Raw genomic sequence first — 25,501 nt, 5'->3', positions numbered from 1 at the left:
TGGGCCCGGCTCGCCGCGAAATTCGGGGTGCTGCGGCTGCCTTTTAGTACAGCTTCGGCGGCAGCATCTGCGCGCGCATGCGCTTGTAGCGGCGCTTCACGGCGGCGGCATGCTTGCGCTTGCGCTCGGCGGTCGGCTTCTCGTAGAACTCGCGGGCGCGAAGCTCGGTGAGGAGGCCGGTCTTCTCGACGGCACGCTTGAAGCGGCGAAGCGCCACGTCGAACGGCTCGTTTTCCTTGACTCGAATCAGAGGCATTGTGGTGAACCTAAAATGGGGTGCGAAGCGGGAAACCACGCATAATATCAGGCTTTTGCGTCTCACGAAAGTCCGCGTTGCCATGCTGATCCTCGGGATCGAGACCTCCTGCGACGAGACCGGGGTAGCCCTGTACGACACCGAGCAGGGCTTGCTCGGCGAAGCGCTCCATTCCCAGGTCGACCTGCACGCCCTCTACGGTGGCGTGGTGCCCGAGCTCGCGTCGCGCGACCACATCCGGCGCCTCGTGCCGCTCGCCCGCGAGGCGTTGTCCCAGGCGGGACGCGGCTTGGGCGACGTCGATCTCATCGCGTTCACGCAGGGTCCCGGCCTCGCGGGCGCGCTGCTCGTCGGCGCCTCGGTGGCTGCCGGCCTCGGTCTCGCGCTGGGCAAGCCCGTGACGGGGATCCACCACCTCGAAGGCCACCTGCTCTCGCCCCTGCTCGCCGAGCCGCGGCCGGAATTCCCCTTCATCGCGTTGCTCGTCTCCGGCGGCCACACGCAGCTCATGCGCGTCGACGGCGTCGGCCGCTACCGCCTGCTGGGCGAGACCGTCGATGACGCGGCGGGCGAGGCTTTCGACAAGACGGCGAGCCTGCTGGGACTCGGCTATCCGGGCGGGCCGGCACTGGCGCGGCTTGCGGAGGGCGGAAACTCGAAGCGCTACGAGCTGCCCCGCCCGAAGATCCACAGCGGCGACCTCGACTTCAGCTTCAGCGGCCTCAAGACGGCCGTGCTCACGAAGGTCCGGCAGCACTCGCCGCTCGACGAGACGGCGCGCGCGGACCTTGCGGCATCCTTCCAGGCCGCGGTGGTCGACGTGCTCGTGGCGAAGTGCCTGCAGGCGCTCGATGCCGAAGGCTTGCAGCGGCTGGTGGTGGCGGGGGGTGTCGGCGCGAACACGAGCCTGCGTTCGCAGCTCGCTTCGGCGACGGCCGCGCGCGGCGGCCAGGTGTTCTTTCCACCGGCGCGCCTCTGCACGGACAACGGCGCGATGATCGCTTTCGCGGCGGCGTTGAAGGCGCCGATGGGCTCACCGCACGAGCCGGGCTTCCCGGTGTTTCCCCGCTGGGACCTCGCGGCCGCTGCCAGCCGCTAGTCGGTCCCGCGGCGATAGGCGTCCTCGGCGGCGGCAACCTCGGCCTCCGCGGCGCTCACTGCATCCTCGAGCGATTTCTGGCGGTCGCGGTACTTCTCGCCGGGCGCCTGCACCGGGCAGATCCACACCATCGCGCCGGGCTGCTGGAAGCAGTTGGAACGCGGAGGCGGCACGTCCTTCTGCGCGGCGATGCGCTGCTGGATCACCTGGAACTCGTCCTCGGCGATCTCGCCGCCGTCGGCCAGCGCCTTCTTCGCCGCGGCGAGCTTCTCGCGTGCGGCATCGAGGGCGGATTGAAACTTCGCGCGCGCCACCTTGCGCTCGGTATTGATGTCGCGCTTCGCCGGTTGCTCCTGCCCCGCGGGGAATGCGCGCGGAGCGGAGGGCGGCGGATTCGCCGCGGGCGGGGGCGGCGCATCGATGGCGATCTCGGTCACCTCGCCGTCGAATCCCTTCGGCACCTTGTCGCCGTACGTGACCTTGCCGTTCTTGTCGACGAGCTTGTAGAGCTTCGCATCGGCCGCGAACGGAATCGCGGTGGCAACGAGCAGGGCGAGTGCGGCGAGGGAGAGGCGCGGCACTCCGGGCCTAGAACGTCTCGGCATTGGAGACGGCCTTCTCGGCGTCCTTCACCTTCTGTTCGAGGCTGGCGATACGCGCCTTGTACTCGTCGCTGAACACGGGCCGGCTTCCACCGCCCGCGTTGCCCACGCGCGTCACGTCGCTGTCCGACGGATTCTCGAGCGCCGAGGCGAGCTCGGCCTTCGCGGCATCGAGTTGCTTCTTGGCCTCCTCGATGCGCTTTTCCCTCTTCGCCTCGGCGACCTGCCGGGGGCTCGGCGCGAAGGCGCTCTTGGAAGGGCCGGATTCCGAGGGGCTCGAGCTCTGCACTTTCGGCAGCGTGGCCGTGTTGCGGTTGGGATCGACGTCGACCTGCGTGGCCTTGCCGTCGAAGCCCGGCGGGATCTTCTCGGCGTAGGTGATCTTGCCGTTCTTGTCGACGAGCTTGTAGAGCACCTGCGCATTCGCGGCGAGGCTCGCGGCGAACGCGAGGATGAAGAGCATGGAACGTGTCATGTCGTAGTCTCCTAAGCTGCCGCGGCGCGTGGAACGCCACAGGCGGCACAGTGCGGGTCGCGCTTGAGGCGAACCTCGTGCCAGCGCGAACCCAATGCATCGAACAGTTGCAGGCGCCCCGCGAGGCTCTCGCCCACGCCGGCCAGGAGCTTGATCGCCTCCATCGCCTGCAGGGTTCCGATCACGCCGACCAGCGGCGCGAACACACCCATCGTCGCACAGCGCTCTTCGGCCGCTTCGGCCGATTGCGGGAAAAGGCAGTGATAGCACGGCGCGGCCGGATCGCGAAGGTCGAACACCGCGACCTGCCCGTCGAAGCGGATGCCGGCGCCGGAAACGAGGGGCTTGCGCGACGCGACGCAGGCGCGATTCAGCGCATAGCGCGTGGCGAAGTTGTCGGAGCAGTCGAGGACGACGTCGGCCTCGCGTACCAGCTCCGCGAGGCGCTCCGCATCCGCGCGCTCCTCGAGCGCCACCACGTGCACGTCCGGGTTCAGCGCGGCCAGCGTGCGCGCGGCGGAGGCCGCCTTGGGCTCGCCGATCGATTCGGTGCGGTGCACGACCTGGCGCTGGAGGTTGGTGAGGTCGACATGGTCCCCGTCGCACACCGTGATGTGGCCCACGCCGCTCGAAGCGAGGAAGAGCAGCGCCGACGAGCCGAGCCCGCCCGCGCCAATCACCAAAGCGCGAGCGGCGAGGAGGCGCTCTTGCGCTTCCTCGCCGAACTCGTTCAGCAACAGGTGCCTGCTGTAGCGCAGGCGTTGGCGGTCGTCCATGGCCGGGAGTGCCGGCCGCGCGGCCGAATCTACTTCGTGACCGCAGCGGTCGTCGTGAGCGGCTGCCCTTTCAGGAAGTTGATCGCCGCGTTGAGCTGGACGTCTTCCTTCTTCGCGTCCTTGGCGGCAGCGTCCTTCGGATCGGTCGCTTTCGCATCGCCTTTCGCGTCGCCCTTCGGCGCGGTCTTGGCGATGAGCGGCGCCGTGGCGCCCTTGCCCGTGGCCGGGCCCGCGATGATCTTGTCGACCGGCTTGGCGTTGCCCTTCGGTCCCGAGGCGTCGTCTTCGCCGGCGAGGTGGTGCTGGAGATCCGCCTCGCGAAGGACGATGCGCGTCTCGCTCGCGTCCTCGACCACCATGTCGGGCGCGATGCCCTTGGCCTGGATGGAGCGGCCGCCCGGCGTGTAGTAGCGCGCCGTCGTGAGCTTCACGGCCTGGTTGTTCGGCAGCGGCAGGATGGTCTGCACCGAGCCCTTGCCGAAGGTCTGCGTGCCGATGATGGTGGCGCGCTTGTGGTCCTGCAGGGCGCCCGCGACGATCTCGGAAGCCGAGGCCGAGGCGCCGTTCACCAGCACCACGAGCGGCACGTTCTTCACGCCGGCCGGGAGCTTGTTGAGGTAGTCCTCCTTGAACGCGCCGCGCACGTAGTTCTCCTTCGTGGCGGTGAGGCGCATTCTCGCGTCGTCCGTGCGGCCGTCGGTGTAGACGACGAGCGCGTTCTTCGGCAGGAAGGCGGAGGAAACGCCGACGGCGGCATTGAGGAGCCCGCCCGGGTTCAGGCGGAGGTCCAGCACGAGGCCCTTCATCTCGCCGCCCGACTGCTTGTAGAGGTCGTTGATGGCGGTGACGAGGTTCTCGCCCGTGTGCTCCTGGAACTGCGTGACGCGCACGAGGCCGTAGCCGGGTTCCAGCATGCGGGCCTTCACGCTCTTCACGCGGATCACGTCGCGGCGCAGCGTGAACTCGAGCGGCTGCGCTTCGTCCTTGCGCATCACCGTGAGCTTCACTTCGGAATTGGGCTTGCCGCGCATCTTCTTCACGGCATCCGACAACGTGACACCTTTCAGCGAGGTCTCGTCGATCTTCACGATGAGGTCGCCGGCCTTGATGCCGGCGCGGTACGCGGGCGTGTCCTCGATCGGGGCCACGACCTTCACGAAGCCCTCTTCGGCGCCGACCTCGATGCCGAGGCCGCCGAATTCGCCCTGCGTGCCGACCTGGAGGTCGCGATACGCCTCCTGGTCGAGGAATGCCGAATGGGGATCGAGCCCCGTGAGCATTCCGTTGATCGCTTCCTTGAGGAGCTTCTTGTCCTCGACCGGTTCCACGTAGTCGCTCTTGATGCGGCCGAACACCTCGCTGAAGAGGCGAAGGTCATCGACCGGCAGGGACAGGGTGGACATCTGGCGGTCGGCGACCGCGGAGAAGTGCAGGCTGGCGGCAACGCCGAGTGCGGCGCCGAGCGCCACGAGACCTGCTTGCTTGAATTTGTTCGCCATCTTTCGCATCCTTTAGCCCGTGGGGAGGGCATCTCGTTTCAGGAGATATACGCCTGGCAGCGGACGTGGATGCTCTTAAGGGGCTACCCATTGCAACGGGTCGAAGGCGCGTCCGTCGTGCCTCAATTCAAAGTATAGACCCGATTCCCCTGCTCCACCCGACTGCCCTACGTTTGCAATCGTGTCACCGCTCTTCACCGTGTCGCCAACCTGGCGGAGCAACCCGTCGTTGTAGGCGTACAGGCTCATATATCGGCGCCCGTGATCCAGGATCAAGAGGTTGCCGAAGCCGCGAAGCCAGTCGGAATACACCACCTGGCCGTCCGCGACCGCGCGTACGGGCTCTCCGGTCTCGGCGCGGATGAAGAGGCCTTTCCACGTGGCGCCTTCCTCGCGGGCCGCACCGAAGCGGCTCACCAATTCTCCCCGAACCGGGAGCTTGAGCCGCCCTTTTAATGTCACGAAAGATTTCGCGGAGAGAGACGCGTCGGCCACCTGGTCGATGGTCTTGCCCTTGCCCTTGGCGGGCGGTGGTGCGGGCTTCGCGGCGAGCGCGCGCGCTAGCTCCTCCACGAGCCGCGTGAGGCGCGCCTCGTCCTTCTTCAGGCGGTCGATCTCGCGCTTGCCCTTGGCCACTTCGCCCGCGATGCGCTTCAGCGCCACCGCGCGCGTCGCACGCTCGTTCTCGAGCTGGCGCGTGACGCCCGCCTGCTCCGCCTGGTTCGCCGCGAGCTGCTCGCGCCGCTCCGCCGCCTCGCGCTGCAGGCCGGCGAGCGTTTCCGCGCCCTTGCGCAAATCGGAGATGAGCCCGGCGCGCGCACGCTGGATGTAGGCGAGATATTCGAGGTGGCGTGCGACCTGCGCGGCATCTCGGCCCTCGAGCAGGATGCGCAGGCGATCGGGCGCGCCCTGGAAGTATTGCAGGCGTAACAGTTGGCCGGCGAGCGCCTCCTGCTCGGCAAGGGCCCCGCGGGCCGCGCGCTCGCGCTGCGCGACCCCGTCCAGCTCGCCCTGCGTCGCCTTGGCCTGCTGCGCGAGCGCGTAGAGCGAGCGCTGCGCCTCGCTCACCGCCTTCTCGCTTTCGCGGAGCTGGTCCGCGGCCTCGCCGCGCGATTCCTCCGCGGCGCTCAGGTTCTTCTGCAACGCGTCGATGCGGCCGCGCAGCGCCTCCAGCTCGGCCTTGCTCTGCGTGGACTTCGCCGCGGCATCGGGCTTCGTGGGCGCGTCGTTCCTGGCCGCACCGGCGGGCACGCCCGCGAGCAGCGCGGCCCCGAGCCCCAGCGCCGTGAGACGGCGCGCGTGGCGCATCACGCTATTTCGCTTTGCCCTGGTTCGCGACCGCCGCGGCGGCGCGCGCGATCTCCTCGGCATCGCCGAGGTAGTAGCTGCGGATGGGCTTCATCGCGTCATCGAGCTCGTAGACGAGCGGACGAGCGGTCGGGATGTTGAGCTCCACGATCTTGTCGTCGGCGATGCCGTCCAGGTGCTTCACGAGGGCGCGCAAGCTGTTGCCGTGCGCGGCGACGAGCACGCGCTGCCCGGACTTCACCGCGGGCACGATGCGCTCGTTCCAATACGGCATGACGCGCTCGACGGTGTCCTTGAGGCATTCGCCGCGCGGCACTTCGTCCGGGCGCAGCGACGCATAGCGCGCGTCGCGGGCAGGATTCGCCGCATCGCCCGGCTCCATGAGCGGCGGCGGAATGTCGTAGCTGCGACGCCACACGAGAACCTGGGCATCGCCGTACTTCTGCGCGGTCTCGGCCTTGTTCAAGCCCGTGAGCGCCCCGTAGTGCCGCTCGTTCAGGCGCCAGTGCTTCTCTTCAGGAATCCACGCGAGGTCCATCGCATCCAGGCCGAAGTGCAGCGTGCGGATCGCGCGCTTCAACGTCGAGGTGAACGCGATGTCGAACACGTAGCCCTCGGCCTTGAGCAGGCGGCCCGCGGCCTGCGCTTCCTCCACGCCTGCGGGCGAGAGATCCACGTCGGCCCAGCCGGTGAAGCGGTTTTCCTTGTTCCACGTGCTCTCGCCGTGGCGAATCAGGACGATCTTCTTCATGGATGCGATGTTAGCAAAGGCGCGCCCCGTACAATTGCGGCTTTTGCCGCCGAAATGAACCCGTTCCCCACGCCCGACGCGCGCCGCGAGTTCCTCGCGGGATGCCGCGAAGCCGTTCCGATGCTCGCGGGCACGGTGCCCTTCGGGTTCGTGGCCGGCGTGGCCTGCGTGGCCGCGGGCATGACGGCCTTCGAGAGCGTGGCGCTCTCGCTCTCCACGTTCTCCGGGATCGCGCAGCTCGTCACCGCGCAGCTGCTCGCGGCCGGCTCGCCACTGCCCGTCGTGCTCATCGCGGCGGCGGTGCTGAGCCTGCGCCACCTCATGTACAGCGCCGCGATTTCGCCGCACGTGGCGCACCTCTCCCTGCGTTGGCGCGTCCTGATGTCGTATCTCATGACCGACCAGGGCTTCGCGATCGGCGTGAAGCGCTTCAGCGAGCCGGGCGACACGGCGAACCGCGAGTGGCACTACATCGGGTTCGGCCTCACCCTGTTCGTGACGTGGCAGGCGTCCGTGATCGCGGGCGCGGTGGCCGGAGCCCAGGTGCCCACGACCTGGTCGCTCGACTTCGTCGTGGTCCTCTCCTTCATCTCGATCCTGGCGCCGGTCCTTCGCACGCGCGCCGACCTCGCGGCGGCGATCGTGGCCGGTGTCGTGGCGCTCGTGGCCGCGGGCCTGCCCTACCGCCTCGCGCTGATCGCGGGATCGCTCGCCGGCATCGCCGCCGGCGTGATCTACGAGCGGATCCGCACGCGATGACGACGTGGCTCGCGATCGTGGGAGTCGGGCTCGTCACGTTCCTGACGCGCGCTTCCTTCATCCTGTTCGCCAACCCCCACAAGTTCCCGCATGCCTTCCGCGTGGCGCTGGTCTTCGTTCCCCCCGCGGTGCTGGCCGCCATCGTGGCACCCGGGCTCTTCATGCCCGCGGGCACCTTCGACGCGACGTTCTCGAACCCGCGCTGGATCGCGGGCCTGGTGGCGCTGGCCGTGGCCGCGCAGACCCGCAACGCCGTGGCGACCATCGCCACCGGCATGGCGACGCTCTGGGTGCTCCAGTGGGCCCTCCGATAAGGTAAAATCTCGGGCTTCACCCCTTCCGCAAGTGCCAAGCCCCCGTGGGCGAATTCCTCCTCAATAACGTCGCGCTCGTCGCGCTCTTCCTCGCGAGCGGCGTCCTGCTCGTCTGGCCCGAACTCTCCCGCCTCGCCGGCGTCGGCGGCAGCGATGCACTCGGCACGCTCGAGGCCACGCGCCTCATGAACCAGCCGACCACGCTCGTGCTCGACATCCGCGACGACAAGGATTTCGCCGCCGGCCACCTGCCGCGCGCGCGCCACATCCCGCTCGCCGAGCTCGAGAAGCGCGCCTCCGAGATCCAGAAGTTCAAGGACAAGCCGGTGCTGGTCACGTGCCGCAACGGCAACCGCTCCAGCTCCGCCGCGCGCGCGCTGAAGAAGCTCGGCTTCAACAACGTGTTCCAGCTGAAGGGCGGGCTCGCCGCCTGGGAACAGGCCAGCCTTCCCGTGGAGCGCTAGCGGTGCCCAAGATCGTGATGTACGCGACCGGGGTCTGCCCCTACTGCCTCATGGCCGAGCGGCTGCTGCGCGCCAAGGGCGTGGCCGACATCGAGAAGGTGCGCGTCGACCTCGAGCCCGCGCGGCGCGAGGAGATGATGCAGCGCACCGGCCGGCGCACCGTTCCCCAGATCTATGTCGGCGACCGCCATGTCGGCGGGTACGACGACCTGGCCGCCCTCGACCGGGCGGGCGGCCTCGAACCGCTGCTCGCCGCCTAGGCGCGCCGCTACTCCGGTCCCACAACAAGAGGCAAGTTTCATGAGCGACGCGCAGAACCAACCGCAATTCTCAATCGAGAAGCTGTTCGTGAAGGACATCTCCCTCGAGATCCCCAACGCCCCGCAGGTGTTCCTCGAGCGCGAGGTGCCGACGGTCGACATCCAGCTGCACCACAACTCCACGCAGGTCGACACGGACGTGTACATGACCGTCCTCACCGTCACGGTGACGGCGAAGTCGAAGGACAAGACGCTGTTCCTGGTGGAAGTCGGCCAGGCCGGCGTGTTCGTCGTGCGCAACGTGCCGCGCCAGGATCTCGATCCGATCCTCGGCATCGCCTGCCCGAACCTGCTGTTCCCGTACGCGCGCGAGGTCGTCTCCGACCTCACGTCGCGCGCCGGCTTCCCGCCGGTCGTGCTGAACCCGGTGAACTTCGAGTCGATCTACCAGCAAGCCGCCGAGTCCGCCGCTCCGGTGGCCCCGTCGATCATCACCCCCAGCTCGCACTGACGATGGCCTCCGGGCGCCCGATCGCGCGGCTCGCCTTCGCCCTCGCGGCGTTCGCGGCCGCCGGCGCGGGCGCCACGGAGTTCCGCACCATCGGCGAGCAGCCCGCGGTCCTCTACGACGCACCGTCGTCGAAGGCCGACCGGCTCTTCGTCGCCAGCCGCCACTACCCGCTCGAGGTCCTGGTGAAGTTGGACCAGTGGACCAAGGTGCGCGACGTGGGCGGCGAGGTCGCGTGGGTCGAGAACCGGCTGCTGGGCGAGCGCCGCACGGCGCTTGTCACCGTGCCGCTCGCCGACATCCGCGCGGCCGCGTCGGCGCAATCGCCGCTCGTCTTCGAGGCGTACAAGCAGGTGCTCCTCGAGGTCCTCGAGCCGCCCGCGAACGAATGGGTCAAGGTTCGCCATCGCGACGGCCAGCAGGGCTACATCCGCGTGGCCCACGTCTGGGGCCTGTGAGCGCGTGAAGATCGCCATCCTCGGCGCCGGCGCCTGGGGATCGGCCCTTGCAGCTTCGTTCTCGTCGCGCCATTCGGTGTGCCTGTGGGCCCGCGATCGCGCCGATGCCGAGTCGCTCGCCAGCACGCGGCGCAGCCGCTACCTTCCCGAGATTCCGCTTCCGGATTCGATCCGCGTCGAGGCTTCGCTCGAGTCCGCGATCCGTGATGCGCAACTGATCGTCGTCGCCACGGCCACCTCGGGCCTGCGCGAGACGTTGAAGGCCGTGTCGGCCTTCGAGGTCGCGCCGGAGCTCGCGTGGGCGTGCAAGGGCTTCGAGCGCGGCACGAGCCGCCTGCCGCATGAGGTTGTCGCGGAGGTTCTTCCTCGGGCCACGCACGTCGGTGCGCTCTCGGGGCCGAGCTTCGCGCTCGAAGTCGCGCGCGGGCAACCCACGGCGATCGTGTTCGCCTCGAAGGACGCAGCCTTCGCCACGGCCACGTCCGCCGCGCTGAACGGCGAGCGCCTGCGCATCTACTCCAGCACCGACGTGGCCGGCGTCGAGCTGGGCGGCGCGGTGAAGAACGTGATCGCCATCGCGGCCGGCATTGCCGACGGCCTGGGCCTCGGACGCAACGCCCGCGCCGCGCTCGTCACGCGTGGCCTCGCGGAAATCGTGCGCCTCGGCGTGGCGCTCGGCGGAACGCGCGAGACGTTCATGGGGCTCACCGGGCTGGGCGACCTCGTGCTCACGTGCACCGGCGACCTCTCGCGCAATCGCGAAGTCGGCGTGCGGCTCGCAAGCGGGAAAACGCTGGAGGTCATCCTCGGCGAGCTGGGCCACGTCGCCGAGGGCGTGCAATCGGCGCAGCCCGTGCGCGACCTCGCTCGCGCCCGCTCGATCGACATGCCGATCACCGACGCCATCTGTGCCGTGCTCTTCGAGGGCCGCGTGCCCGCGGACGCGGTGCGGCAACTGCTCGCGCGCGACCCGAAGGCCGAGTAGGCCGTCAGGCCGCGCCGTCGAAGCCGAGCTGGCGCCAGGCCTCGAACACCACCACCGCCACCGCGTTCGAGAGGTTCAGGCTGCGATTGCCCGGCCGCATCGGCAGGCGCAATCGCCGCGCGGGATCGAATTCCTCGAGGAACGCATCGGGAAGCCCCGCCGTCTCCGCGCCGAAGACGAAGGCGTCGCCCGCTTCGTAGCGCACGTCTGCATACGCAACTTCCCCGCGCGTGCTCGCCGCGAAGATGCGCTTCTCGCCGAGGGCGCGGCGGCACGCGGCCCAATCGACGTGCGTCTGGACGTTCGTCATCTCGTGATAATCGAGGCCCGCGCGCTTCAGTTGCTTGTCCTCGAGCGTGAACCCGAGCGGCTGCACCAGGTGCAGGCGCGCGCCCGTATTGGCGCAGAGGCGGATCACATTGCCGGTATTGGGCGGAATCTCGGGCTGGTACAGGACGACGTGGAACACGGTCAGCCCCCGCCCGGCAGCGGCGTGCGAGCCACCACCCACACATCGACTCGCGCCGCGCCCTGGCGGCGAAGCAATGCCCCGAGCGCCTCCGCCGTGGCACCCGTGGTGAACACATCGTCGACGAGCGCCACGTGAAGGCCGCGATAGTCGCGCTCGCAGCGGAAGGCTCCGCGCAGGTTCTCGGCGCGTGCGTGCCGGTCGAGGCCGGTCTGCGATGCGGTGTCGCGCACGCGCTCGATGGCGTGCCCGTCGACTCGGGTCTTCACGACGCGGCTGACACGGCGCGCGATTTCCAACGCCGGGTTGAAGCCGCGCTCGCGGAGCCGTGCGCGCGAAAGGGGCGGCACCACCAGGACATCCGGCGCCCCGATGCCGGCGACACGATCGGCGAGGCGGCCCGCCAACCAGGCGCCGACCGCGAGATCCCGCCCGAACTTGAAGCGGTGCACCAGGCCGTCGACCGGGAAGGCGTATGAAAAGGCCGCGGTGACCTCGCCCGGCAGGTGCGGCGGACGTGGAAGCGAGTGCTCACAGGGCTGGCATACGAGGCTGGGCATGCTCTCCGCCCCGCACAGGAGGCAATCCTGGGGGACCGCGGAAAGGGCGCACCGAGCCACGTTTGCTGAAAAAAGCGGCAACCGTCTGATCCAGGAGGAGGGTGAATTTGACAGGAACACAAAAATCCAGAATTATCAGGGCCTTATAAGCAATCTTGCCACCGTGGATACCGTCGTCCGCTTCCATCCCCCGGCCGCCCCGGCCGACCCCCGCCTCGAGGCCCTTCGCGCCGAGGCGCTCGGCCTCTTCGATCTCCCCTTCAACGATCTGCTGTTCCGCGCGCATACCGCGCATCGCGAACATTTCGATCCGAATCGCGTGCAGCGCTCCACGCTGTTGTCGATCAAGACGGGCGGATGTTCCGAGGACTGTGGCTATTGCCCGCAGGCGGCACGCTATCACACGGGAATCGACAACCAGGACCTGCTGCCGCTCGCCGATGTCGTCGCTTTCGCCACCGCCGCCAAGGCCAACGGCGCGACGCGCTTCTGCATGGGCGCGGCGTGGCGCGGGCCGAAGCAGCGCGACCTGGAGCCGGTGCTGGAGATGGTGCGCGAGGTGAAGAAGCTCGGCCTCGAAGCCTGCTGCACGCTCGGCATGCTGAAGGACGGCCAGGCGGAGCAACTCCGCGACGCAGGCCTCGACTACTACAACCACAACCTCGACACCGCGCCCGAGTACTACGGCGAGATCATCACCACGCGCGACTACCAGGACCGCCTCGATACGCTCGATCGCGTGCGCGGCGCCGGCGTCCACGTGTGCAGCGGCGGCATCGTGGGCCTCGGCGAGACGCGCTCCGAGCGCGCGGGCCTGCTCGCCCAGCTCGCGAGCCTCGATCCGCAGCCCGAGTCGGTGCCGATCAACAACCTGGTCCAAGTCGAAGGCACGCCGCTCGCGGGAACCGAACGCCTGCCGTGGACGGAGTTCGTGCGCACCATCGCGGTGGCGCGCATCCTCATGCCGAAGAGCATGGTGCGGCTCTCCGCGGGACGCCAGGAGATGGACGAGGCCACGCAGGCGCTGTGCTTCTTCGCCGGCGCCAATTCGATCTTCTACGGCGAGAAGCTGCTCACGACGGGCAACCCGGACGTCGCGCGCGACGACGCACTCCTCGCCGCGCTCGGCATCGCCAACGGCTAGGCCGTGGGCACCACCGGCATCGAGCGGCTGGTCCTCGGGCTCGAGGCGGCAGGCGAGCGCAGCCTCCGCCGCACGCGCCGCGCCATCGCGACACCCCAGGGTCCCCGAATCCGCTCGGGCGGCCGCGAGCTCCTCAACTTCTCCAGCAACGACTATCTCGGCCTCGCCAACCATCCGGCGCTGCGCGAGGCGGCGAAGCGTTCGATCGACGAGCACGGCGTGGGCGCGGGCGCCTCGCCGCTCGTCTCGGGCTACCTCGACATCCATCGCGAGGCCGAGGAACGCTTCGCGCGATTCGTGGACCTGCCGCGCGCCCTGCTCTTCGCGAGCGGTTATGCCGCGAACCTCGGCATCCTGGGCGCGCTCGCCGACCGTTCGGCGGAGATCTTCGCCGACAAGCTGAACCACGCGTGCCTCACCGACGGCGCGCACCTGTCGCGCGCGACCTTCACGCGCTATCCGCACGGAGACATGGAGGCACTCGAGCAGCGGCTGCGCGAATCGAAGTGCGCCCTGCGAATCGTGGCCACGGACACCGTCTTCAGCATGGACGGCGACGTGGCGCCGCTCGGGCGTTTGCTCGAGCTCTGCGAAGCGCACGACGCGTGGCTGGTGCTCGACGATGCCCACGGCATCGGCGTGCTCGGCGCGCGCGGCCATGGGTCGCTCGAGCACGCGACGCTCCGCTCGCCGCGCATCGTCTACATGGCCACGCTCGGCAAGGCGCTCGGGGGCTACGGCGCGTTCGTCGCGGGCGAGGCGGGACTCGTGGACTGGCTCGTGCAACGGGCGCGCACCTATATCTATTCGACCGCCCTTCCGCCGATGGCCGCGAGCGCCGCCATTGCCGCGATGGATCTCATCGATCGGGAGCCCGGAGTCGTGGGCACCCTGCATGCGCGCATCGCGCAATTCCGGAGCGCGTGCTCCGCCGCGGGAATTGCCCTGGGCGAATCGCAGACCGCCATCCAGCCGCTGCCGCTCGGCGATGCGCAGCGCGCGCTCGAGGTCGCCTCGCGCCTGAACGATGCCGGATTCCTCGTGCCCGCCATCCGGCCCCCCACGGTGCCCGAAGGCACCTCGCGGTTGCGCGTCTCGCTCAGCGCCGCGCACCGCACCGAGGACGTGCAAGCACTGGTCGCCGCGCTCGCAGCGGCGCTCCGCCCATGACGCCCTACGTGAAGCCCGTCGGGGCCGGCCCCGATCTCGTGCTGCTCCACGGCTGGGGCGTGCACGGCGGCGTGTGGAATCCGCTCGTCGAGACGCTGACCCGGAAATTCCGCGTGCATGCGTTCGACCTCCCGGGTCATGGCTACTCGTCGTTCATGCCGCTGCGGGGCCTGGACGAGGCCGTCGACGAGCTCGCCGCGGTGATCCCCTCGGGATCGCTGCTCTGCGGCTGGTCGCTCGGCGGCTTGCTCGCGCAACGCATCGCGCTCCGTTATCCGGCGCGAGTGCGCGCGCTGGCGCTCGTGAGCACGACACCCTGCTTCGTCGAGCGCCGCGACTGGCCGCATGCGATGAAGCTGGAGACGCTCGCCGGGTTCGCCGCGGGGCTGCGCACCGACTTCGAGGCGACGCTGAAGACCTTTGTCGCGCTGAACGCGCTGGGCGGCGCCAACAGCCGGCCCGCGATGCGCGCGCTCGCCGCGGAGCTGCTGTCGCGAGGCGCGCCGGACCCGAGCGCGCTCGACGCCGGACTCGCGATCGTCCGAGATACCGACCTGCGCGAGGACGCGCCGTCGATCGCCCAGCGTTCGATCGTCGTGCACGGAGCCCGCGATGCGCTGGCACCGATCGCGGCCGGGCGCTGGCTCGCGGAGAACCTGCACGACGCGAGCCTGGTGGAGATCGCCGACGCCGCGCACCTGCCGTTCATCTCGCATCCCGAGGCCTTCGTCTCCGCGCTGGAGGCCGTGAATGCCTGACGCACCGGCGCCGCTCGAGAAGCGCGCCATCCGCCGTTCGTTCGACCGCGCGGCCCGGCAGTACGACGAGAGTGCGGTGCTGCAGCGCGAGGTCGGCGATCGCCTGCTCGAGCACCTCGACCCGATCCGCGTCGGACCCTCGCTCGTGGTCGACCTGGGTTGCGGCACCGGCGCCTCGTTCGAAGGCCTCGGCCAGCGCTTCCCGCGCGCGGCGCTCGTGGGCGTGGACCTCGCGCCCTCGATGCTGGATCTGGCCTCGCGCCGCACGTCGTGGTGGAGGCGCGTGATGGGTGGCAAGCCCCGGCTCGTCTGCGCCGATGCGGAGCGCCTGCCGTTCGCGACAGGCAGCGCCCAGCTCGTGTTCTCCAACCTCGCGCTGCAGTGGTGCCGCCCGGAGCTCGTCTTCGCGGAGGTCTCTCGCGTGCTGGAGCCCGGCGGGCTCTTCCTCTTCTCCACGTTCGGACCCGATACGCTGAAAGAGCTGCGCGAGTCGTTCCGCGCCGCCGACGCCGGACCGCATGTGCACACCTTCATCGACATGCACGACCTGGGCGACGCGCTGGTGCACGCCGGGCTGTCCGATCCCGTGATGGAGATGGACATCATCACCGTGGAGTACGACACCGTGGAGGCGGTCGCGCGCGACCTGAAGGCGATCGGCGCGCACAACGCCGCCGCGCATCGATCCCGCGGCCTCGCGGGGCGCGCGCGCTGGAAGCGGATGGCCGCGCACTACGAGACGCTGCGCCGCGGCGGCGCGCTGCCCGCCACGCACGAGATCATCTACGGCCACGCGTGGAAGGTGCCGCCGCGCAAGCTCGCGGACGGCCGCCAGGTGATCGACTTCCAGCGCTCGCCCCGATGAGGCGCGGCGTCTTCGTCACCGGGACGGATACCGGCGTCGGCAAGACCGTCGCCGCCTGCGCGCTCGTCCACGCGCTCCGCGCTCGCGGCATGCGCGTCGCACCGATGAAACCGGTGGCCGCGGGCGCATCCCCGATCGACGGCCGCCTCGCCAACGAAGACAGCGTGGCCCTCCTGCGCGCGGCCGGCTGGAGCGATGACGCGCTCGGCGACGTGACGCCGATCCTGCTCACCGAGCCGATGGCCCCGCACATCGCCGCGCAACGCGAAGGCGTGCGCATCGAACGCAAGACGATCTTCGCCGCCTTCGAACGGCTCGCAAGTCGCGGCGACTTCGCGGTGGTCGAGGGCGTGGGCGGCTTCAGGGTTCCCCTCGCGGCAGGGTTCGACGCATCCGATCTCGCGCGCGAGATGGGGCTACCCGTCGTGCTCGTAGTCGGAATGCGCCTGGGTTGCCTCAACCACGCGCTCCTCACGGAGCTCGCCATCGCGGCCGAGGGCCTGCCACTCGCCGGCTGGATCGCGAACACGATCGACCCCGCCATGCCCGTGCTGGAGGAAAACATCGCGACACTGCGCGAGCGGCTGCAGGCTCCGCTGCTCGGCATCCTTCCGCACCAACGGGCGCCGGATGCCGAACGCCTGTCGCGCCACCTCGACGTGAGCTCGCTGCTGCCATGAAAGCCGTCCTCTTCGACCTGGACGGCACGCTCACCGATCCGCGCGAGGGCATCACGCGCAGCATCGCGCACGCGCTGGAACGCATGGGACGCGAGCCGCCACCACTGGACGACTTGTGCTTCGCGATCGGCCCGCCGCTGCGCGCATCGCTGGCAAAGCTGTTGGGCGAGGACCGGCGCGAGACGGTCGAGCAGGCGCTCGCGCATTACCGCGAGCGCTTCGCCGACGTCGGCCTGTTCGAGAACGCTCCGTACGACGGCATCGCCGAGCTGCTCACTGCGCTGCAGGGCTCCGGCACGCGGCTCTTCGTCGCGACCTCCAAGCCCCTCGTCTACGCCGACCGGATCGTGCGCCACTTCGGGTTCGACGCGCACTTCGAGGCCGTGCACGGCTGCGAGCTCGACGGCACGCGAGAGGACAAGCGCGACCTCCTCGCCCACCTGCTCGCGACGCATGCGATGCAGGGAGGACACGACATCGCCATGGTCGGCGACCGCGGCGTGGACATGTCGGCGGCGAAGCTCCACGGCCTGCGCGGCCTGGGTGCGCTGTGGGGATACGGCAGCCGCTCGGAGCTGCTCGATGCCGGAGCGCACGATCTCGCCGAATCCCCAGAGGCGCTCCGCACCAAACTGGTCCGCGCGCACCTCGCCTAGCACCGCGATTGTGCGCAGGGGCCGCGCGCGCTTCCTGCCCGCCCCGTAACCGCCGCTGGCACGCTTGCTGCTCACTGCTTCCCCGATATCCCCGGGAGGTCCGATGAGCCTGTTCAAGAATCCCTACGATCCGAACGCTCGCCTCGCCTGCACCTGCGGCGCCCACGCGTCGCAAGCTGCGCACGAGGCCGATGCCGCACGGTTGTCCGAGCGCGCGATCGAGACTGCCGTCCTGAAGGCCCTCTTCCCGCGCGATGCCGAGCGCCGCCGCTTCCTGCGCGCCGTCGGCGCCAACACGGCGATGGGCGCGATCGCGAGCCTCTTCCCGCTGGGCGCGCTGCAGGCCATGGCGCAGGAGAAGGGCAAGCTCGAGAAGAAGGACGTGAAGATCGGCTTCATCCCGATCACGTGCGCCACGCCGCTCATCATGTCGCTGCCCCTGGGCTTCTACGAGAAGCAGGGCCTCAACGTCACGCTGCAGAAGACCGCCGGCTGGGCGCTGATCCGCGACAAGGTGATGAACAAGGAGTACGACGCTTCGCACATGCTGGCCCCGATGCCGCTCGCCATCTCGCTCGGCGTGGGCTCCAGCGCGCTGCCGATGAACGTGGCCACGATCCAGAACTCGAACGGCCAGGCGATCACGCTCGCCATGAAGCACAAGGACAAGCGCGACCCGAAGCAGTGGAAGGGCTTCAAGTTCGCCGTGCCCTTCGAGTACTCGATGCACAACTTCCTGCTGCGCTACTACCTTGCGGAGCACGGGCTCGACCCGGACAAGGACGTCCAGATCCGCGTCGTGCCGCCGCCCGAGATGGTGGCCAACCTGCGCGCCGACAATCTCGATGGCTACCTCGGCCCCGATCCGTTCAACCAGCGCGCCGTGTACGACCAGATCGGCTTCATCCACCTCCTCACGAAGGAGATCTGGGACGGCCACCCGTGCTGCTCCTTCGGCGTGCGCACCGAGTGGGTGAAGGAGAACCCGAACACCTTCGCGGCGATGTACCGGGCCGTGCTCAATGCCGCGGCCATGGCCGCCGGTCCCGAGAACCGCACGACCATCGCCAACGCCATCGCGCCCGCGAATTACCTGAACCAGCCCGTGCCGGTGCTGGAACAGGTGCTCACCGGCAAGTACGCCGACGGCCTGGGCAACGTGAAGACGGTCCCCAACCGCATCGAGTTCGACCCGGTGCCGTGGAACGCGCTCGGAGTGTGGATCCTCACGCAGATGAAGCGCTGGGGCTACGTGAAGGGCGACGTGCAGTACAAGAGCATCGTCGACCAGGTCTACCTCATGACGGACGCGAAGAAGCGCATGAAGGAGGAAGGCATCGCCTCTCCCGCCGACATGCCGAAGAAGATCATCGTGATGGGCAAGCCCTTCGACGCGTCGAAGCCGGAGGCGTACGTGCAAAGCTTCGCCATAAAGAAGGCCTGAGATCGTGCGCGAGCGCGCGAAGTCCTGGGTCCTGTCGCTGCTCCTGCTGGCGGTGCTGCTCTTCGCCTGGCACCTGGCGAGCCTTCCCAAGGCCAGCGCCACCGCGGGCATGGACCCCGAGTACGCGAAGATGATGGGGCTGGACAAGCCGAAGTCCGACGGCCTGCCGACGCTCTCGCAGATGGGTGCCACGGTGTGGAAGCAGCTCTCCAACCCGTTCTACGACGGCGGCTCCAATGACAAGGGCATCGGCATCCAGCTCGCGTACTCGCTCGGCCGCGTGGGCCTGGGCTTCCTGCTCGCGGCGTTGATCGCGATCCCGCTCGGCTTCGTGATCGGCCTCTCGCCGATGGTGCACCGCGCGCTCGACCCCTTCATCCAGGTGCTGAAGCCGATCTCGCCGCTGGCGTGGATGCCGCTCGCGCTCTACACCATCAAGGATTCGGCGACGTCGTCCATCTTCGTGATCTTCATCTGCTCCATCTGGCCGATGCTGATCAACACCGCGCACGGCGTCTCCAGCGTCCGCCGCGAATGGCTGAACGTCGCCCGCACGCTGGAAGCCGGCACGATGCGCACCTGCTTCGAGGTGATCCTCCCGGCCGCCGCTCCCGTGATCCTCACCGGGGCCCGCATCTCGATGGGCATCGCGTGGCTGGTGATCGTGGCCGCGGAGATGCTGGTAGGCAACCTCGGCGTCGGCTACTTCGTGTGGAACGAGTGGAACAACCTCTCGCTCGCCAACGTGATCTTCGCGATCCTGGTGATCGGCGTCGTCGGCATGATCCTCGACCTCCTCTTCGGTGCGCTGCAGCGCGCGGTCACCTTCGTCGAATGAGCACGGGCCTGCCTCCCTTCCTGCAGGTGCGCGGGCTCGCGCGGCGCTTCGCCGAGGGCGCGAAGCCGGTGTTCGCGAACGTGAGCTTCTCGCTCGAGCGCGGCGAGTTCGTCTGCGTGATCGGCCACTCGGGCTGCGGCAAGACGACCATCCTCAACATCCTCGCGGGCCTGGATACGGCAACACTGGGCGAGGTGACCATGGACGGCCGCGAGGTCGCCGGCCCGAGCCTCGACCGCGGCGTCGTCTTCCAGGGCCATGCATTGATGCCGTGGCTTTCGGTGCGCGGCAACATCGCCTTCGGAGTGCGCTCGCGCTGGCCCGACTGGTCGCGCGACAAGGTGAACGCGCACTGCCAGAAGTACATCGACCTCGTGCACCTCACCGGCAACGAGACGAAGAAGCCTTCGGAGCTCTCCGGCGGCATGAAGCAGCGCGTGGGCATCGCGAGGGCCTTCGCCATCCAGCCCAAGATGCTGCTGCTGGACGAGCCCTTCGGAGCGCTCGATGCGCTCACGCGAGGCGCGATCCAGGAGGAGCTCGTGCGCATCTGCGCCGAGACGCACCAGACGGTCTTCATGATCACCCACGACGTCGATGAAGCCATCCTGCTCGCCGACAAGATCCTGCTCATGACCAACGGCCCCGAAGCCCGCATCGCCGAGGTGGTCGTGAACACGCTGCCGCGCGAACGCACGCGCAACGATATCCATCACCACCCGCACTACTACCGCATCCGCAACCACCTCGTCGACTTCCTCGTCCATCGCTCCAAGCTGCTCCAGGAGGGAAGAGCCGAGGAAGCGGCCAACGAAGACCTGCCGCGCGTCGTGCGTCCCGGGCTCGAGGACGGCACCGTCCTCGGGGCAGGCGTCACGCCACTCAAGCAGGTCCGCTAACCCGGAGAACGCATGAAACCCATGAATCGCGAAGACGTGACCGACCTCATCTACTCGGTGAAGGTGCAGAAGGGCATCAAGTGGGCCGACGTGGCGAAGAAGGTCGGCCAGTCGAAGGAATGGGTCACCGCCGCCTGCCTCGGCCAGATGACCCTCACGAAGGACCAGGCCCAGAAGGTGGGCAAGATCTTCAGCTTGCCGAAGGAAGCCGTGAACCTGCTGCAGGTGGTCCCGTACAAGGGATCGCTGCCCACCGCGGTTCCCACGGATCCGCTCATCTACCGCTGGTATGAAATCGTCAACGTCTATGGGACTACCATCAAGGAGCTGATCCACGAAGAATTCGGCGACGGGATCATGAGCGCGATCGATTTCAAGATGGACATCGTGCGCGAGGCCGATCCGAAGGGCGACCGGGTCCTCGTCACGCTGAATGGAAAGTTCCTGCCGTACAAAACCTACTAGGGAGAAGAACACCATGGCATTGAACCGTCGCGACTTCATGGCCGGCGCCGGGATCATCTCGGCCGCCGCCGCCACCCAGGCCGTCGCGCAGGCGCCGGCGCTGCCGAGCGTGCGCTGGCGCTGCACGTCGAGCTTCCCCAAGAGCCTGGACACGATCTACGGCGGAGCCGAGACGCTCTCCAAGCGCGTCTCGGCGATCACCGGCGGCAAGTTCCAGATCCAGGTGTTCTCGGCCGGCGAGATCGTGCCCGCCTTCGGCGCGGCCGACGCGGTGCAGAACGGCACGGTCGAGTGCTGCCACACGGCGAGCTACTATTTCGTCGGCAAGAACAAGACGTTCGCGTTCGACACGACGCTGCCGTTCGGTTTGAACCAGCGCCAGCAGAACGCGTGGATCTACTACGGCGGCGGCCTGGCGCTCGTGCGCGACTTCTTCAAGGAATACGGCTTCGTCTCCTTCCCCGGCGGCAACACCGGCGTGCAGATGGGCGGCTGGTGGAAGAAGGAAGTGAAGACGGTCGCGGACCTGAAGGGCATCAAGTTCCGCATCGCCGGCCTTGGCGGCGAGGTGCTCTCGCGCCTGGGCGTGGTGCCGCAGCAGATCGCCGGCGGCGACATCTTCCCGTCGCTGGAGCGCGGCGTGATCGACGGGGCGGAATGGGTCGGCCCGTACGACGACGAGAAGCTCGGCTTCTACAAGGTCGCCCCGCACTACTACTACCCGGGCTGGTGGGAATCCAACTCGATGTATTCGTTCTACGTGGCGCAGAAGGAGTGGGACAAGCTGCCCAAGGAGTACCAGGCCGCGTTCGAGGCGGCGGCGGCCGAAGCGAACATCGACATGATGGCCGAGTACGACTTCAAGAACCCGGCGGCGCTGCGCTCGCTCATCACCAAGGGCGTGAAGCTCCACGCGTTCTCCAACGACATCATGAAGGCGGCCCAGGACGCGGCGTTCGACCTCTACGAGGAAGAGTCGGCGAAGAATGCGTCGTTCAAGAAGATCTACGAGCCGTGGAAGAAATTCCGCGACGAGATCTACCTGTGGCACCGCGTGGCCGAGCAGACGTATTCGACGTTCGTGCAGACGAACGCGCCGAAGAAGAAGTAGCCGACGGGTTGTTGCTGGGGGGGAAAGGGGCGCCGTGCCGGGCGCCCCTTTTCATTGGAAGCCGACCTTGCCCTTCAGGCTCGCCAGCAGCTTCTTCGATTCGTAGGCCGTGCCCGCCTTCATCGTCCACACGATCTGCCGCAGCGCGAGCGGGTCGGAGGAGAGACTGCCCTTGTAGAGCACGAGGTCGGCTCTCTTGCCTTCGGCGAGGCTGCCCACGTCCTTGTCGCGGCCGAGATAGATCGCGCCGTTCAGCGTGGAGATGCGCAGCGCCTGCGCCCGCGGGAAGCCCGCTTCTTCGAGCAGCTCCACCTGGCGCACGTTCGAATAGCCCGGGATCACGCCGCCGTAGCCGGTGGGATCGGTCCCCGCGACGAGGAGCCCGCCCGCTTCGACGAACTGCTTCTCCCACGCCATCTCCTTGGGCAGGATGCGCGTCCAGACGTTGTCCTTCATCGCCTGGATCTGGCTCCAGCGCGCGACGTACGATTCGCGAAGCTGCGGCACCAGGAGGTCGAGCGCCTCCGGCGGCGCGATCGGCCGTCCCGACGCAAAGGTCTCGAACACGGTGAGCGTCGAAGTGAGCGCGACCTTGCGCTCGATCAGGTGGCGCTGCAGCGCCTTCATCTTCGGATCGTCCACCGCCAGCGTGTCGAAGGAGCCGCGCGCGGCGAGCGGGTTGGGACACTCGTCGATCTTCTTGTCCGCGACGAAGTCGGTGGACGCGAGGAACCCGTGCTCGAGGTTGTCGATGCCGAGGTCGGCGGCTTCGCGATAGGTCACTGCGCACAGGTGCGCGGTCACCTTGCGCTTGCCCTTGTGCGCTTCGTCGACGATCGCGCCCAGCTGCGCGCGGTTCAGGCCCATGTAGCCCTTGTAAGACGTGGCGCCGGCCGAAGCCCAGTAGCGCACCATCTCGCGTGCCTGCTCGGGATTGCGGATGCGGAAGTCCTGGAGGAAAGGCGAAGGCCCGTCGAGGAAGGGCGCCGTCACGTCCATGTCGGGACCCGGCCGCTTGCCCTCGGCGATCTCGTGCGCGATGTTGATGTCGGCGTACGGGCTCATGCTGCCGCCGGTGCGTACCGTGGTCGCGCCGCCCGCGAGGTAGAGCTTGGGAAAGGACTCGTAGAGCGCGCCATACGATCCGGGCGCGACGGGATAGAACATGTGCTCGTGGAGCATCACGAAGCCCGGGCTCACCGAGTGGCCCGCGAGATCGACCACCTTCGCATCGGCGGGGACCTTCACGGCCGCGCCCGCGCCGATCGCCTGGATGCGGCCGTCGCGAATGACGATCGTCGCATCGCGAATCACCGGCCCGCCCGTTCCGTCGAACACTTCCAGGTGCGTGAGGGCCAGCAGCGGCCCTTCGAGCGCGACGAACGTCTCCTTCGGCGCGGGTGCCTGCGCCGCCGCGTCGAGGGATGCCAGCAAGGCGAGCAGCGCCCAGGTTCTTGTCATTCTTCTTTCCTTCCGTTCATTCACTCGAAGGCCGCGCCCCGCAAGGCGACGCCGTGCGCTCCGCGCCGCTTCGCTTCGGCGAGATCCGCGCGGGTGAGGCCGCCGATCGCATAGCACGGCATGGGACGCTCGCGGACCATCGCCTCGAAGCGTTCCCATCCAAGGGGCGTGGCGCCTGGATGCGAGGCCGTGGCCTTCACCGGACCCACGACGGCGTAGTCGACGCCGATCTTCTCCGCTTGATCCATCTCCGCGGCGTCGTGCGCCGAAGCGCCGACCAGCTCACCTGCGGGACGCTCGGTCGCCGCCATCAACGCCTTCGCGGTGAGGTGCACGCCGGTGGATTGCGGCAGCGCGCCGCTGTCGCTGTTCACCACCACGCGGGCGCCGAGCGAACCGGCGCGCGCGAGCACGCGCGAGAGCAAGTGCTGCAAGGGTTGGCGGCCCATGGTCTTCTCGCGCACCTGCACGAGGAGCGGCTCGTCCAGCGCGCGCTCGATCAGCTTCGAGACCCACGGGTCGATGCCCATCGCCTCGGCATCGGAGACCACCATCACGGGCGGCAGGGCGAGCGCGGCGAGCACCGGTGCGTTCGCGGGCAGCATCGGCGTGACGCTGGTGTGGCCCGGCCGCTGCCATGCGATGCCCTGGTCCTCGAGCGGCTTGGGCTCGCCGTCCCAGGCCGTGACGCGGAAGAAATGCAGGCGCACGGTCGCATGCGTGTAGACATAGCGGCGCGTGATCCACGGCGTGGCCTCGCGAACGCGGATCCCGAGCTCCTCCTCCAGCTCACGATCGAGCGCGTGGCGCGGAGACTCGCCGGGCTCGATCTTTCCGCCGGGAAATTCCCAGTAGCCGGGATAGGGCTTGCCCTCGGGACGGCAGGCGAGGAGGAATTCGCCGTCGGCCCGTTCGATCACCGCGGCGGCGACCTCCGTGACCTTCGTCAACGCTTCTTCCGTCCGGCGTAGTCGCGCGCGAACTGCGAGGCCACGCGGCCGCTGCGCGAGCCCCGCTCCAGCGCCCAGAGCAGCGCGGCGCGGCGAACCTCGTCGTTCATGCGGCCGCCGTACGCCTCGACCCAGTGCGACGCGATGTCGAGGTACTGCTCCTGGTCGAACGGATAGAAGGAAAGCTGCAGGCCGAAGCGCTCCGAGAGCGAGATCTTCTCTTCCGTCGTTTCACCCGGGTGGATCTCGCCGTCGATGTGCTTCGCGTCGAGGTTCTCCTGCATGTACTCGGGCATGAGGTGGCGGCGGTTCGACGTCGCGTAGATGAGCAGGTTGTCCGCGGAGCCGGCGATGGAGCCGTCCAGCGCGACCTTGAGCGACTTGTAGCCCGGATCGCTCGCCTCGAAGGAGAGGTCGTCGCAGAACACGATGAAGCGCTCCTTCCGCCCCACCACGAGGTCCACGATGTCGGAGAGATCCACGAGGTCGGACTTGTCCACCTCGATCAGCCGCAGGCCTTTCTTCGCGAACTCGTTCAGCGCCGCCTTCACGAGCGAGCTCTTGCCCGTGCCGCGCGCGCCGGTGAGCAGCACGTTGTTGGCGGGGCGGCCGGCCACGAACTGCGCGGTGTTCTCGCGCAGGCGCTGCTTCTGGTCGTCGATGTCCTTGAGGTCCGCGAACGCGATGGCGTGCGGATGCTGCACGGCGGCGAGGAATCCCCGGCCGTTACGCTTGCGCCAGCGGAAGGCGGTCGCCGCCTTCCAGTCGGGTGCACCGAGCTTCGGCGGAAGGATGCCCTCGAGGCGGTCGACCAGCGCTTCGAGCTTCGTGGCGAGACGATCCCAGTCGGCGCTCATTTGAGCGTGAAGTGCAGCAGCCAGTAGTACTGCAGCGTCTCCAGCGTCGCCTCGCGGGCGACACCGCGCACGGCTTCCGTGAGCTCCTCCGGCGTGGGGAAATTCTTGAGGATCTCGTACTCGTCGCCGTTGGCGAGCTTTCGCACCTGGTAGGTGTTGCCCTCGGCGTCGCGTCGCGACAACGGCGTGGAGCTCTGCTCGTGGAACTGATTGTCGAGGATGACGACCGTGGCGCCCGGCTCGAGGCGCGTGGCGAGGCGCTCGACGAACTTGGCGAGGTCCGCCTTCTTCACGTGCGACCACCAGAAGCCCGCGAACGCCGCGTTGCAGCCCGTGGGCACGCCCTCGAGCGTCACCGCATCGGCCTTGAAGAAGTGCACGCTGGGGGGCAGGCCCTTCTCGCGCGCGATCTCGAGCACGGGCTCGTTGATGTCGCAGGCGTAGACGGCGCGCGCCTTCTTCGCGAGGAACTGCGTCCAGTAGCCGGTGCCGCACGCGACCTCGAGCACCTTGCGGCCCTCGACGGCGCGAGGGATGCGCTCGCGAAGCCACGCGAGCTCCGCCTGGCGCTCGGGCTTCTCGTAGATCTTCTCGTACTCGCCGGCGCGCCTGGCGTAGTACTTCTCGAGGTGGGGGGCGAAGCTCTTCACGTCGGCCATG

32 protein-coding genes are annotated in these 25,501 nt (G+C 68.6%); 19 read left to right on the top strand and 13 right to left on the bottom strand.

Going from position 1 to position 25,501, the window contains the following annotated elements:
• Positions 1-43 precede the first annotated feature (43 nt).
• Positions 44-256 (bottom strand): 30S ribosomal protein S21, encoded by a 213-nt coding sequence (rpsU, locus tag DSM104443_RS03760; RefSeq protein ID WP_171089587.1) that lies wholly within the window; start codon positions 254-256, stop codon positions 44-46.
• 82 nt (positions 257-338) lie between these two features.
• Between rpsU and tsaD the strand changes: the two genes are divergently transcribed.
• Positions 339-1,355, top strand: a complete 1,017-nt coding sequence (tsaD, locus tag DSM104443_RS03755) for a tRNA (adenosine(37)-N6)-threonylcarbamoyltransferase complex transferase subunit TsaD (protein ID WP_171089586.1) — start codon at positions 339-341, stop codon at positions 1,353-1,355.
• On the opposite strand, the gene DSM104443_RS03750 is transcribed toward tsaD, so the two are convergent.
• The 6 genes from DSM104443_RS03750 to gpmA form a co-directional block, all read right to left on the bottom strand.
• On the bottom strand, positions 1,352-1,936 hold the full coding sequence (locus DSM104443_RS03750; protein WP_171089584.1) for a DUF4124 domain-containing protein: 585 nt from the start codon (positions 1,934-1,936) through the stop codon (positions 1,352-1,354). The two genes, tsaD and DSM104443_RS03750, sit on opposite strands and share 4 nt — an antisense overlap.
• A gap of 7 nt (positions 1,937-1,943) precedes the next feature.
• Positions 1,944-2,432, bottom strand: coding sequence for a DUF4124 domain-containing protein (locus DSM104443_RS03745; protein WP_171089582.1), 489 nt, complete (start codon positions 2,430-2,432; stop codon positions 1,944-1,946).
• An 11-nt stretch (positions 2,433-2,443) separates the two neighbouring features.
• Positions 2,444-3,208, bottom strand: a complete 765-nt coding sequence (locus DSM104443_RS03740; RefSeq protein ID WP_171089580.1) for a HesA/MoeB/ThiF family protein — start codon at positions 3,206-3,208, stop codon at positions 2,444-2,446.
• Between the two features lie 29 nt (positions 3,209-3,237).
• Positions 3,238-4,707, bottom strand: coding sequence for a S41 family peptidase (locus DSM104443_RS03735; RefSeq protein WP_171089578.1), 1,470 nt, complete (start codon positions 4,705-4,707; stop codon positions 3,238-3,240).
• Between the two features lie 75 nt (positions 4,708-4,782).
• Positions 4,783-6,015: a murein hydrolase activator EnvC family protein gene (locus DSM104443_RS03730; protein WP_171089577.1), complete on the bottom strand. Its 1,233-nt coding sequence runs from the start codon at positions 6,013-6,015 to the stop codon at positions 4,783-4,785.
• Positions 6,016-6,019: 4 nt separating this feature from the next.
• Complete coding sequence (gene gpmA / locus DSM104443_RS03725) at positions 6,020-6,766, bottom strand: 2,3-diphosphoglycerate-dependent phosphoglycerate mutase (protein WP_171089575.1); 747 nt, start codon at positions 6,764-6,766, stop codon at positions 6,020-6,022.
• A 54-nt stretch (positions 6,767-6,820) separates the two neighbouring features.
• On the opposite strand from gpmA, the gene DSM104443_RS03720 reads away from it, so the two are divergent.
• Genes DSM104443_RS03720 through DSM104443_RS03690 form a run of 7 tightly spaced genes read left to right on the top strand, consistent with a single transcriptional unit; the run spans position 6,821 to position 10,514 of the window.
• Positions 6,821-7,525 carry an AzlC family ABC transporter permease gene (locus tag DSM104443_RS03720; protein WP_171089573.1) on the top strand — a complete coding sequence of 235 codons (705 nt, stop codon included), beginning with the start codon at positions 6,821-6,823 and terminating at the stop codon, positions 7,523-7,525.
• Positions 7,522-7,839: an AzlD domain-containing protein gene (locus DSM104443_RS03715; RefSeq protein WP_171089572.1), complete on the top strand. Its 318-nt coding sequence runs from the start codon at positions 7,522-7,524 to the stop codon at positions 7,837-7,839. The genes DSM104443_RS03720 and DSM104443_RS03715 overlap by 4 nt, the downstream gene beginning before the upstream one ends.
• Before the next feature lie 44 nt (positions 7,840-7,883).
• Positions 7,884-8,303: a rhodanese-like domain-containing protein gene (locus DSM104443_RS03710; protein ID WP_171089569.1), complete on the top strand. Its 420-nt coding sequence runs from the start codon at positions 7,884-7,886 to the stop codon at positions 8,301-8,303.
• Between the two features lie 2 nt (positions 8,304-8,305).
• The gene (gene grxC / locus DSM104443_RS03705; protein WP_171089567.1) at positions 8,306-8,563 is read left to right on the top strand and encodes a glutaredoxin 3; all 258 of its coding nucleotides are present in this window, start codon (positions 8,306-8,308) and stop codon (positions 8,561-8,563) included.
• Between the two features lie 40 nt (positions 8,564-8,603).
• Complete coding sequence (secB, locus tag DSM104443_RS03700) at positions 8,604-9,074, top strand: protein-export chaperone SecB (protein ID WP_171089565.1); 471 nt, start codon at positions 8,604-8,606, stop codon at positions 9,072-9,074.
• A 2-nt stretch (positions 9,075-9,076) separates the two neighbouring features.
• Entirely contained in the window at positions 9,077-9,529 is a 453-nt protein-coding gene (locus tag DSM104443_RS03695; protein WP_171089563.1) for an SH3 domain-containing protein, read from the top strand.
• 4 nt (positions 9,530-9,533) lie between these two features.
• Positions 9,534-10,514 (top strand): NAD(P)H-dependent glycerol-3-phosphate dehydrogenase, encoded by a 981-nt coding sequence (locus tag DSM104443_RS03690; protein ID WP_171089561.1) that lies wholly within the window; start codon positions 9,534-9,536, stop codon positions 10,512-10,514.
• A 4-nt stretch (positions 10,515-10,518) separates the two neighbouring features.
• Here the strand turns inward: DSM104443_RS03690 and DSM104443_RS03685 are convergent, their stop codons facing one another.
• Both DSM104443_RS03685 and DSM104443_RS03680 read right to left on the bottom strand, forming a co-directional pair.
• Entirely contained in the window at positions 10,519-10,983 is a 465-nt protein-coding gene (locus DSM104443_RS03685) for a tRNA (cytidine(34)-2'-O)-methyltransferase (protein ID WP_171089559.1), read from the bottom strand.
• 2 nt (positions 10,984-10,985) lie between these two features.
• On the bottom strand, positions 10,986-11,543 hold the full coding sequence (locus DSM104443_RS03680) for a ComF family protein (protein ID WP_171089557.1): 558 nt from the start codon (positions 11,541-11,543) through the stop codon (positions 10,986-10,988).
• Positions 11,544-11,706: 163 nt separating this feature from the next.
• Between DSM104443_RS03680 and bioB the strand changes: the two genes are divergently transcribed.
• The 11 genes from bioB to DSM104443_RS03625 all read left to right on the top strand — a co-directional run bounded on the left by bioB (position 11,707) and on the right by DSM104443_RS03625 (position 21,573).
• On the top strand, positions 11,707-12,687 hold the full coding sequence (gene bioB / locus DSM104443_RS03675; protein WP_281359545.1) for a biotin synthase BioB: 981 nt from the start codon (positions 11,707-11,709) through the stop codon (positions 12,685-12,687).
• Positions 12,688-12,690: 3 nt separating this feature from the next.
• The gene (gene bioF, locus DSM104443_RS03670; RefSeq protein ID WP_246232502.1) at positions 12,691-13,857 is read left to right on the top strand and encodes an 8-amino-7-oxononanoate synthase; all 1,167 of its coding nucleotides are present in this window, start codon (positions 12,691-12,693) and stop codon (positions 13,855-13,857) included.
• On the top strand, positions 13,854-14,615 hold the full coding sequence (gene bioH, locus DSM104443_RS03665; protein ID WP_171089553.1) for a pimeloyl-ACP methyl ester esterase BioH: 762 nt from the start codon (positions 13,854-13,856) through the stop codon (positions 14,613-14,615). Before bioF ends, bioH begins: the two co-directional genes overlap by 4 nt.
• Entirely contained in the window at positions 14,608-15,480 is an 873-nt protein-coding gene (gene bioC / locus DSM104443_RS03660; protein ID WP_171089551.1) for a malonyl-ACP O-methyltransferase BioC, read from the top strand. The genes bioH and bioC overlap by 8 nt, the downstream gene beginning before the upstream one ends.
• Positions 15,477-16,160 (top strand): dethiobiotin synthase, encoded by a 684-nt coding sequence (gene bioD / locus DSM104443_RS03655; protein WP_171089549.1) that lies wholly within the window; start codon positions 15,477-15,479, stop codon positions 16,158-16,160. Before bioC ends, bioD begins: the two co-directional genes overlap by 4 nt.
• Positions 16,157-16,816: an HAD hydrolase-like protein gene (locus DSM104443_RS03650; RefSeq protein ID WP_171089547.1), complete on the top strand. Its 660-nt coding sequence runs from the start codon at positions 16,157-16,159 to the stop codon at positions 16,814-16,816. The genes bioD and DSM104443_RS03650 overlap by 4 nt, the downstream gene beginning before the upstream one ends.
• A 103-nt stretch (positions 16,817-16,919) precedes the next feature.
• Positions 16,920-18,260, top strand: coding sequence for a CmpA/NrtA family ABC transporter substrate-binding protein (locus tag DSM104443_RS03645; RefSeq protein WP_171089545.1), 1,341 nt, complete (start codon positions 16,920-16,922; stop codon positions 18,258-18,260).
• A 4-nt stretch (positions 18,261-18,264) separates the two neighbouring features.
• A complete protein-coding gene (gene ntrB / locus DSM104443_RS03640) occupies positions 18,265-19,098 on the top strand; it encodes a nitrate ABC transporter permease (RefSeq protein WP_246232498.1) in 834 nt (277 codons plus the stop codon).
• Entirely contained in the window at positions 19,095-19,997 is a 903-nt protein-coding gene (locus DSM104443_RS03635; protein WP_171089543.1) for an ABC transporter ATP-binding protein, read from the top strand. Before ntrB ends, DSM104443_RS03635 begins: the two co-directional genes overlap by 4 nt.
• Before the next feature lie 21 nt (positions 19,998-20,018).
• On the top strand, positions 20,019-20,462 hold the full coding sequence (gene cynS, locus DSM104443_RS03630) for a cyanase (protein WP_171096188.1): 444 nt from the start codon (positions 20,019-20,021) through the stop codon (positions 20,460-20,462).
• A gap of 13 nt (positions 20,463-20,475) precedes the next feature.
• Positions 20,476-21,573 (top strand): TRAP transporter substrate-binding protein, encoded by a 1,098-nt coding sequence (locus DSM104443_RS03625; protein WP_246232494.1) that lies wholly within the window; start codon positions 20,476-20,478, stop codon positions 21,571-21,573.
• A 51-nt stretch (positions 21,574-21,624) separates the two neighbouring features.
• Here DSM104443_RS03625 and DSM104443_RS03620 read toward each other — a convergent pair whose 3' ends face one another.
• The 4 genes from DSM104443_RS03620 to DSM104443_RS03605 are packed head-to-tail and all read right to left on the bottom strand — an operon-like array spanning position 21,625 to position 25,500.
• Positions 21,625-23,034 carry an amidohydrolase family protein gene (locus DSM104443_RS03620; RefSeq protein WP_171089541.1) on the bottom strand — a complete coding sequence of 470 codons (1,410 nt, stop codon included), beginning with the start codon at positions 23,032-23,034 and terminating at the stop codon, positions 21,625-21,627.
• A 20-nt stretch (positions 23,035-23,054) separates the two neighbouring features.
• Positions 23,055-23,984 (bottom strand): Nudix family hydrolase, encoded by a 930-nt coding sequence (locus DSM104443_RS03615; protein WP_171089539.1) that lies wholly within the window; start codon positions 23,982-23,984, stop codon positions 23,055-23,057.
• Positions 23,981-24,841, bottom strand: coding sequence for an ATP-binding protein (locus tag DSM104443_RS03610; protein WP_171089538.1), 861 nt, complete (start codon positions 24,839-24,841; stop codon positions 23,981-23,983). Before DSM104443_RS03610 ends, DSM104443_RS03615 begins: the two co-directional genes overlap by 4 nt.
• Positions 24,838-25,500 carry a class I SAM-dependent DNA methyltransferase gene (locus DSM104443_RS03605; protein WP_171089536.1) on the bottom strand — a complete coding sequence of 221 codons (663 nt, stop codon included), beginning with the start codon at positions 25,498-25,500 and terminating at the stop codon, positions 24,838-24,840. The genes DSM104443_RS03610 and DSM104443_RS03605 overlap by 4 nt, the downstream gene beginning before the upstream one ends.
• Between the last annotated feature and the right edge of the window lies 1 nt (position 25,501).

It is taken from the genome of Usitatibacter rugosus (assembly GCF_013003965.1).
Classification (GTDB): Bacteria; Pseudomonadota; Gammaproteobacteria; order Burkholderiales; family Usitatibacteraceae; genus Usitatibacter; species Usitatibacter rugosus.
The sequence above is the reverse complement of the archived record's forward strand: the minus strand, read 5'-3'. Positions and strand labels throughout refer to the sequence as shown.

Bases quoted from the DNA above. Each gene is read 5' to 3' on its own strand.
- cynS (WP_171096188.1), top strand. From the start codon at position 20,019: ATGAATCGCGAAGACGTGACCGACCTCATCTACTCGGTGAAGGTGCAG.
- bioC (WP_171089551.1), top strand. From the start codon at position 14,608: ATGCCTGACGCACCGGCGCCGCTCGAGAAGCGCGCCATCCGCCGTTCG.
- gpmA (WP_171089575.1), bottom strand. From the start codon at position 6,766: ATGAAGAAGATCGTCCTGATTCGCCACGGCGAGAGCACGTGGAACAAG.
- DSM104443_RS03715 (WP_171089572.1), top strand. From the start codon at position 7,522: ATGACGACGTGGCTCGCGATCGTGGGAGTCGGGCTCGTCACGTTCCTG.
- DSM104443_RS03620 (WP_171089541.1), bottom strand. From the start codon at position 23,034: ATGACAAGAACCTGGGCGCTGCTCGCCTTGCTGGCATCCCTCGACGCG.
- DSM104443_RS03740 (WP_171089580.1), bottom strand. From the start codon at position 3,208: ATGGACGACCGCCAACGCCTGCGCTACAGCAGGCACCTGTTGCTGAAC.
- DSM104443_RS03695 (WP_171089563.1), top strand. From the start codon at position 9,077: ATGGCCTCCGGGCGCCCGATCGCGCGGCTCGCCTTCGCCCTCGCGGCG.
- DSM104443_RS03745 (WP_171089582.1), bottom strand. From the start codon at position 2,432: ATGACACGTTCCATGCTCTTCATCCTCGCGTTCGCCGCGAGCCTCGCC.
- DSM104443_RS03720 (WP_171089573.1), top strand. From the start codon at position 6,821: ATGAACCCGTTCCCCACGCCCGACGCGCGCCGCGAGTTCCTCGCGGGA.
- secB (WP_171089565.1), top strand. From the start codon at position 8,604: ATGAGCGACGCGCAGAACCAACCGCAATTCTCAATCGAGAAGCTGTTC.
- DSM104443_RS03735 (WP_171089578.1), bottom strand. From the start codon at position 4,707: ATGGCGAACAAATTCAAGCAAGCAGGTCTCGTGGCGCTCGGCGCCGCA.
- DSM104443_RS03610 (WP_171089538.1), bottom strand. From the start codon at position 24,841: ATGAGCGCCGACTGGGATCGTCTCGCCACGAAGCTCGAAGCGCTGGTC.
- bioH (WP_171089553.1), top strand. From the start codon at position 13,854: ATGACGCCCTACGTGAAGCCCGTCGGGGCCGGCCCCGATCTCGTGCTG.
- bioD (WP_171089549.1), top strand. From the start codon at position 15,477: ATGAGGCGCGGCGTCTTCGTCACCGGGACGGATACCGGCGTCGGCAAG.
- DSM104443_RS03625 (WP_246232494.1), top strand. From the start codon at position 20,476: ATGGCATTGAACCGTCGCGACTTCATGGCCGGCGCCGGGATCATCTCG.
- DSM104443_RS03605 (WP_171089536.1), bottom strand. From the start codon at position 25,500: ATGGCCGACGTGAAGAGCTTCGCCCCCCACCTCGAGAAGTACTACGCC.
- DSM104443_RS03680 (WP_171089557.1), bottom strand. From the start codon at position 11,543: ATGCCCAGCCTCGTATGCCAGCCCTGTGAGCACTCGCTTCCACGTCCG.
- rpsU (WP_171089587.1), bottom strand. From the start codon at position 256: ATGCCTCTGATTCGAGTCAAGGAAAACGAGCCGTTCGACGTGGCGCTT.
- DSM104443_RS03645 (WP_171089545.1), top strand. From the start codon at position 16,920: ATGAGCCTGTTCAAGAATCCCTACGATCCGAACGCTCGCCTCGCCTGC.
- DSM104443_RS03730 (WP_171089577.1), bottom strand. From the start codon at position 6,015: ATGCGCCACGCGCGCCGTCTCACGGCGCTGGGGCTCGGGGCCGCGCTG.
- DSM104443_RS03650 (WP_171089547.1), top strand. From the start codon at position 16,157: ATGAAAGCCGTCCTCTTCGACCTGGACGGCACGCTCACCGATCCGCGC.
- DSM104443_RS03635 (WP_171089543.1), top strand. From the start codon at position 19,095: ATGAGCACGGGCCTGCCTCCCTTCCTGCAGGTGCGCGGGCTCGCGCGG.
- tsaD (WP_171089586.1), top strand. From the start codon at position 339: ATGCTGATCCTCGGGATCGAGACCTCCTGCGACGAGACCGGGGTAGCC.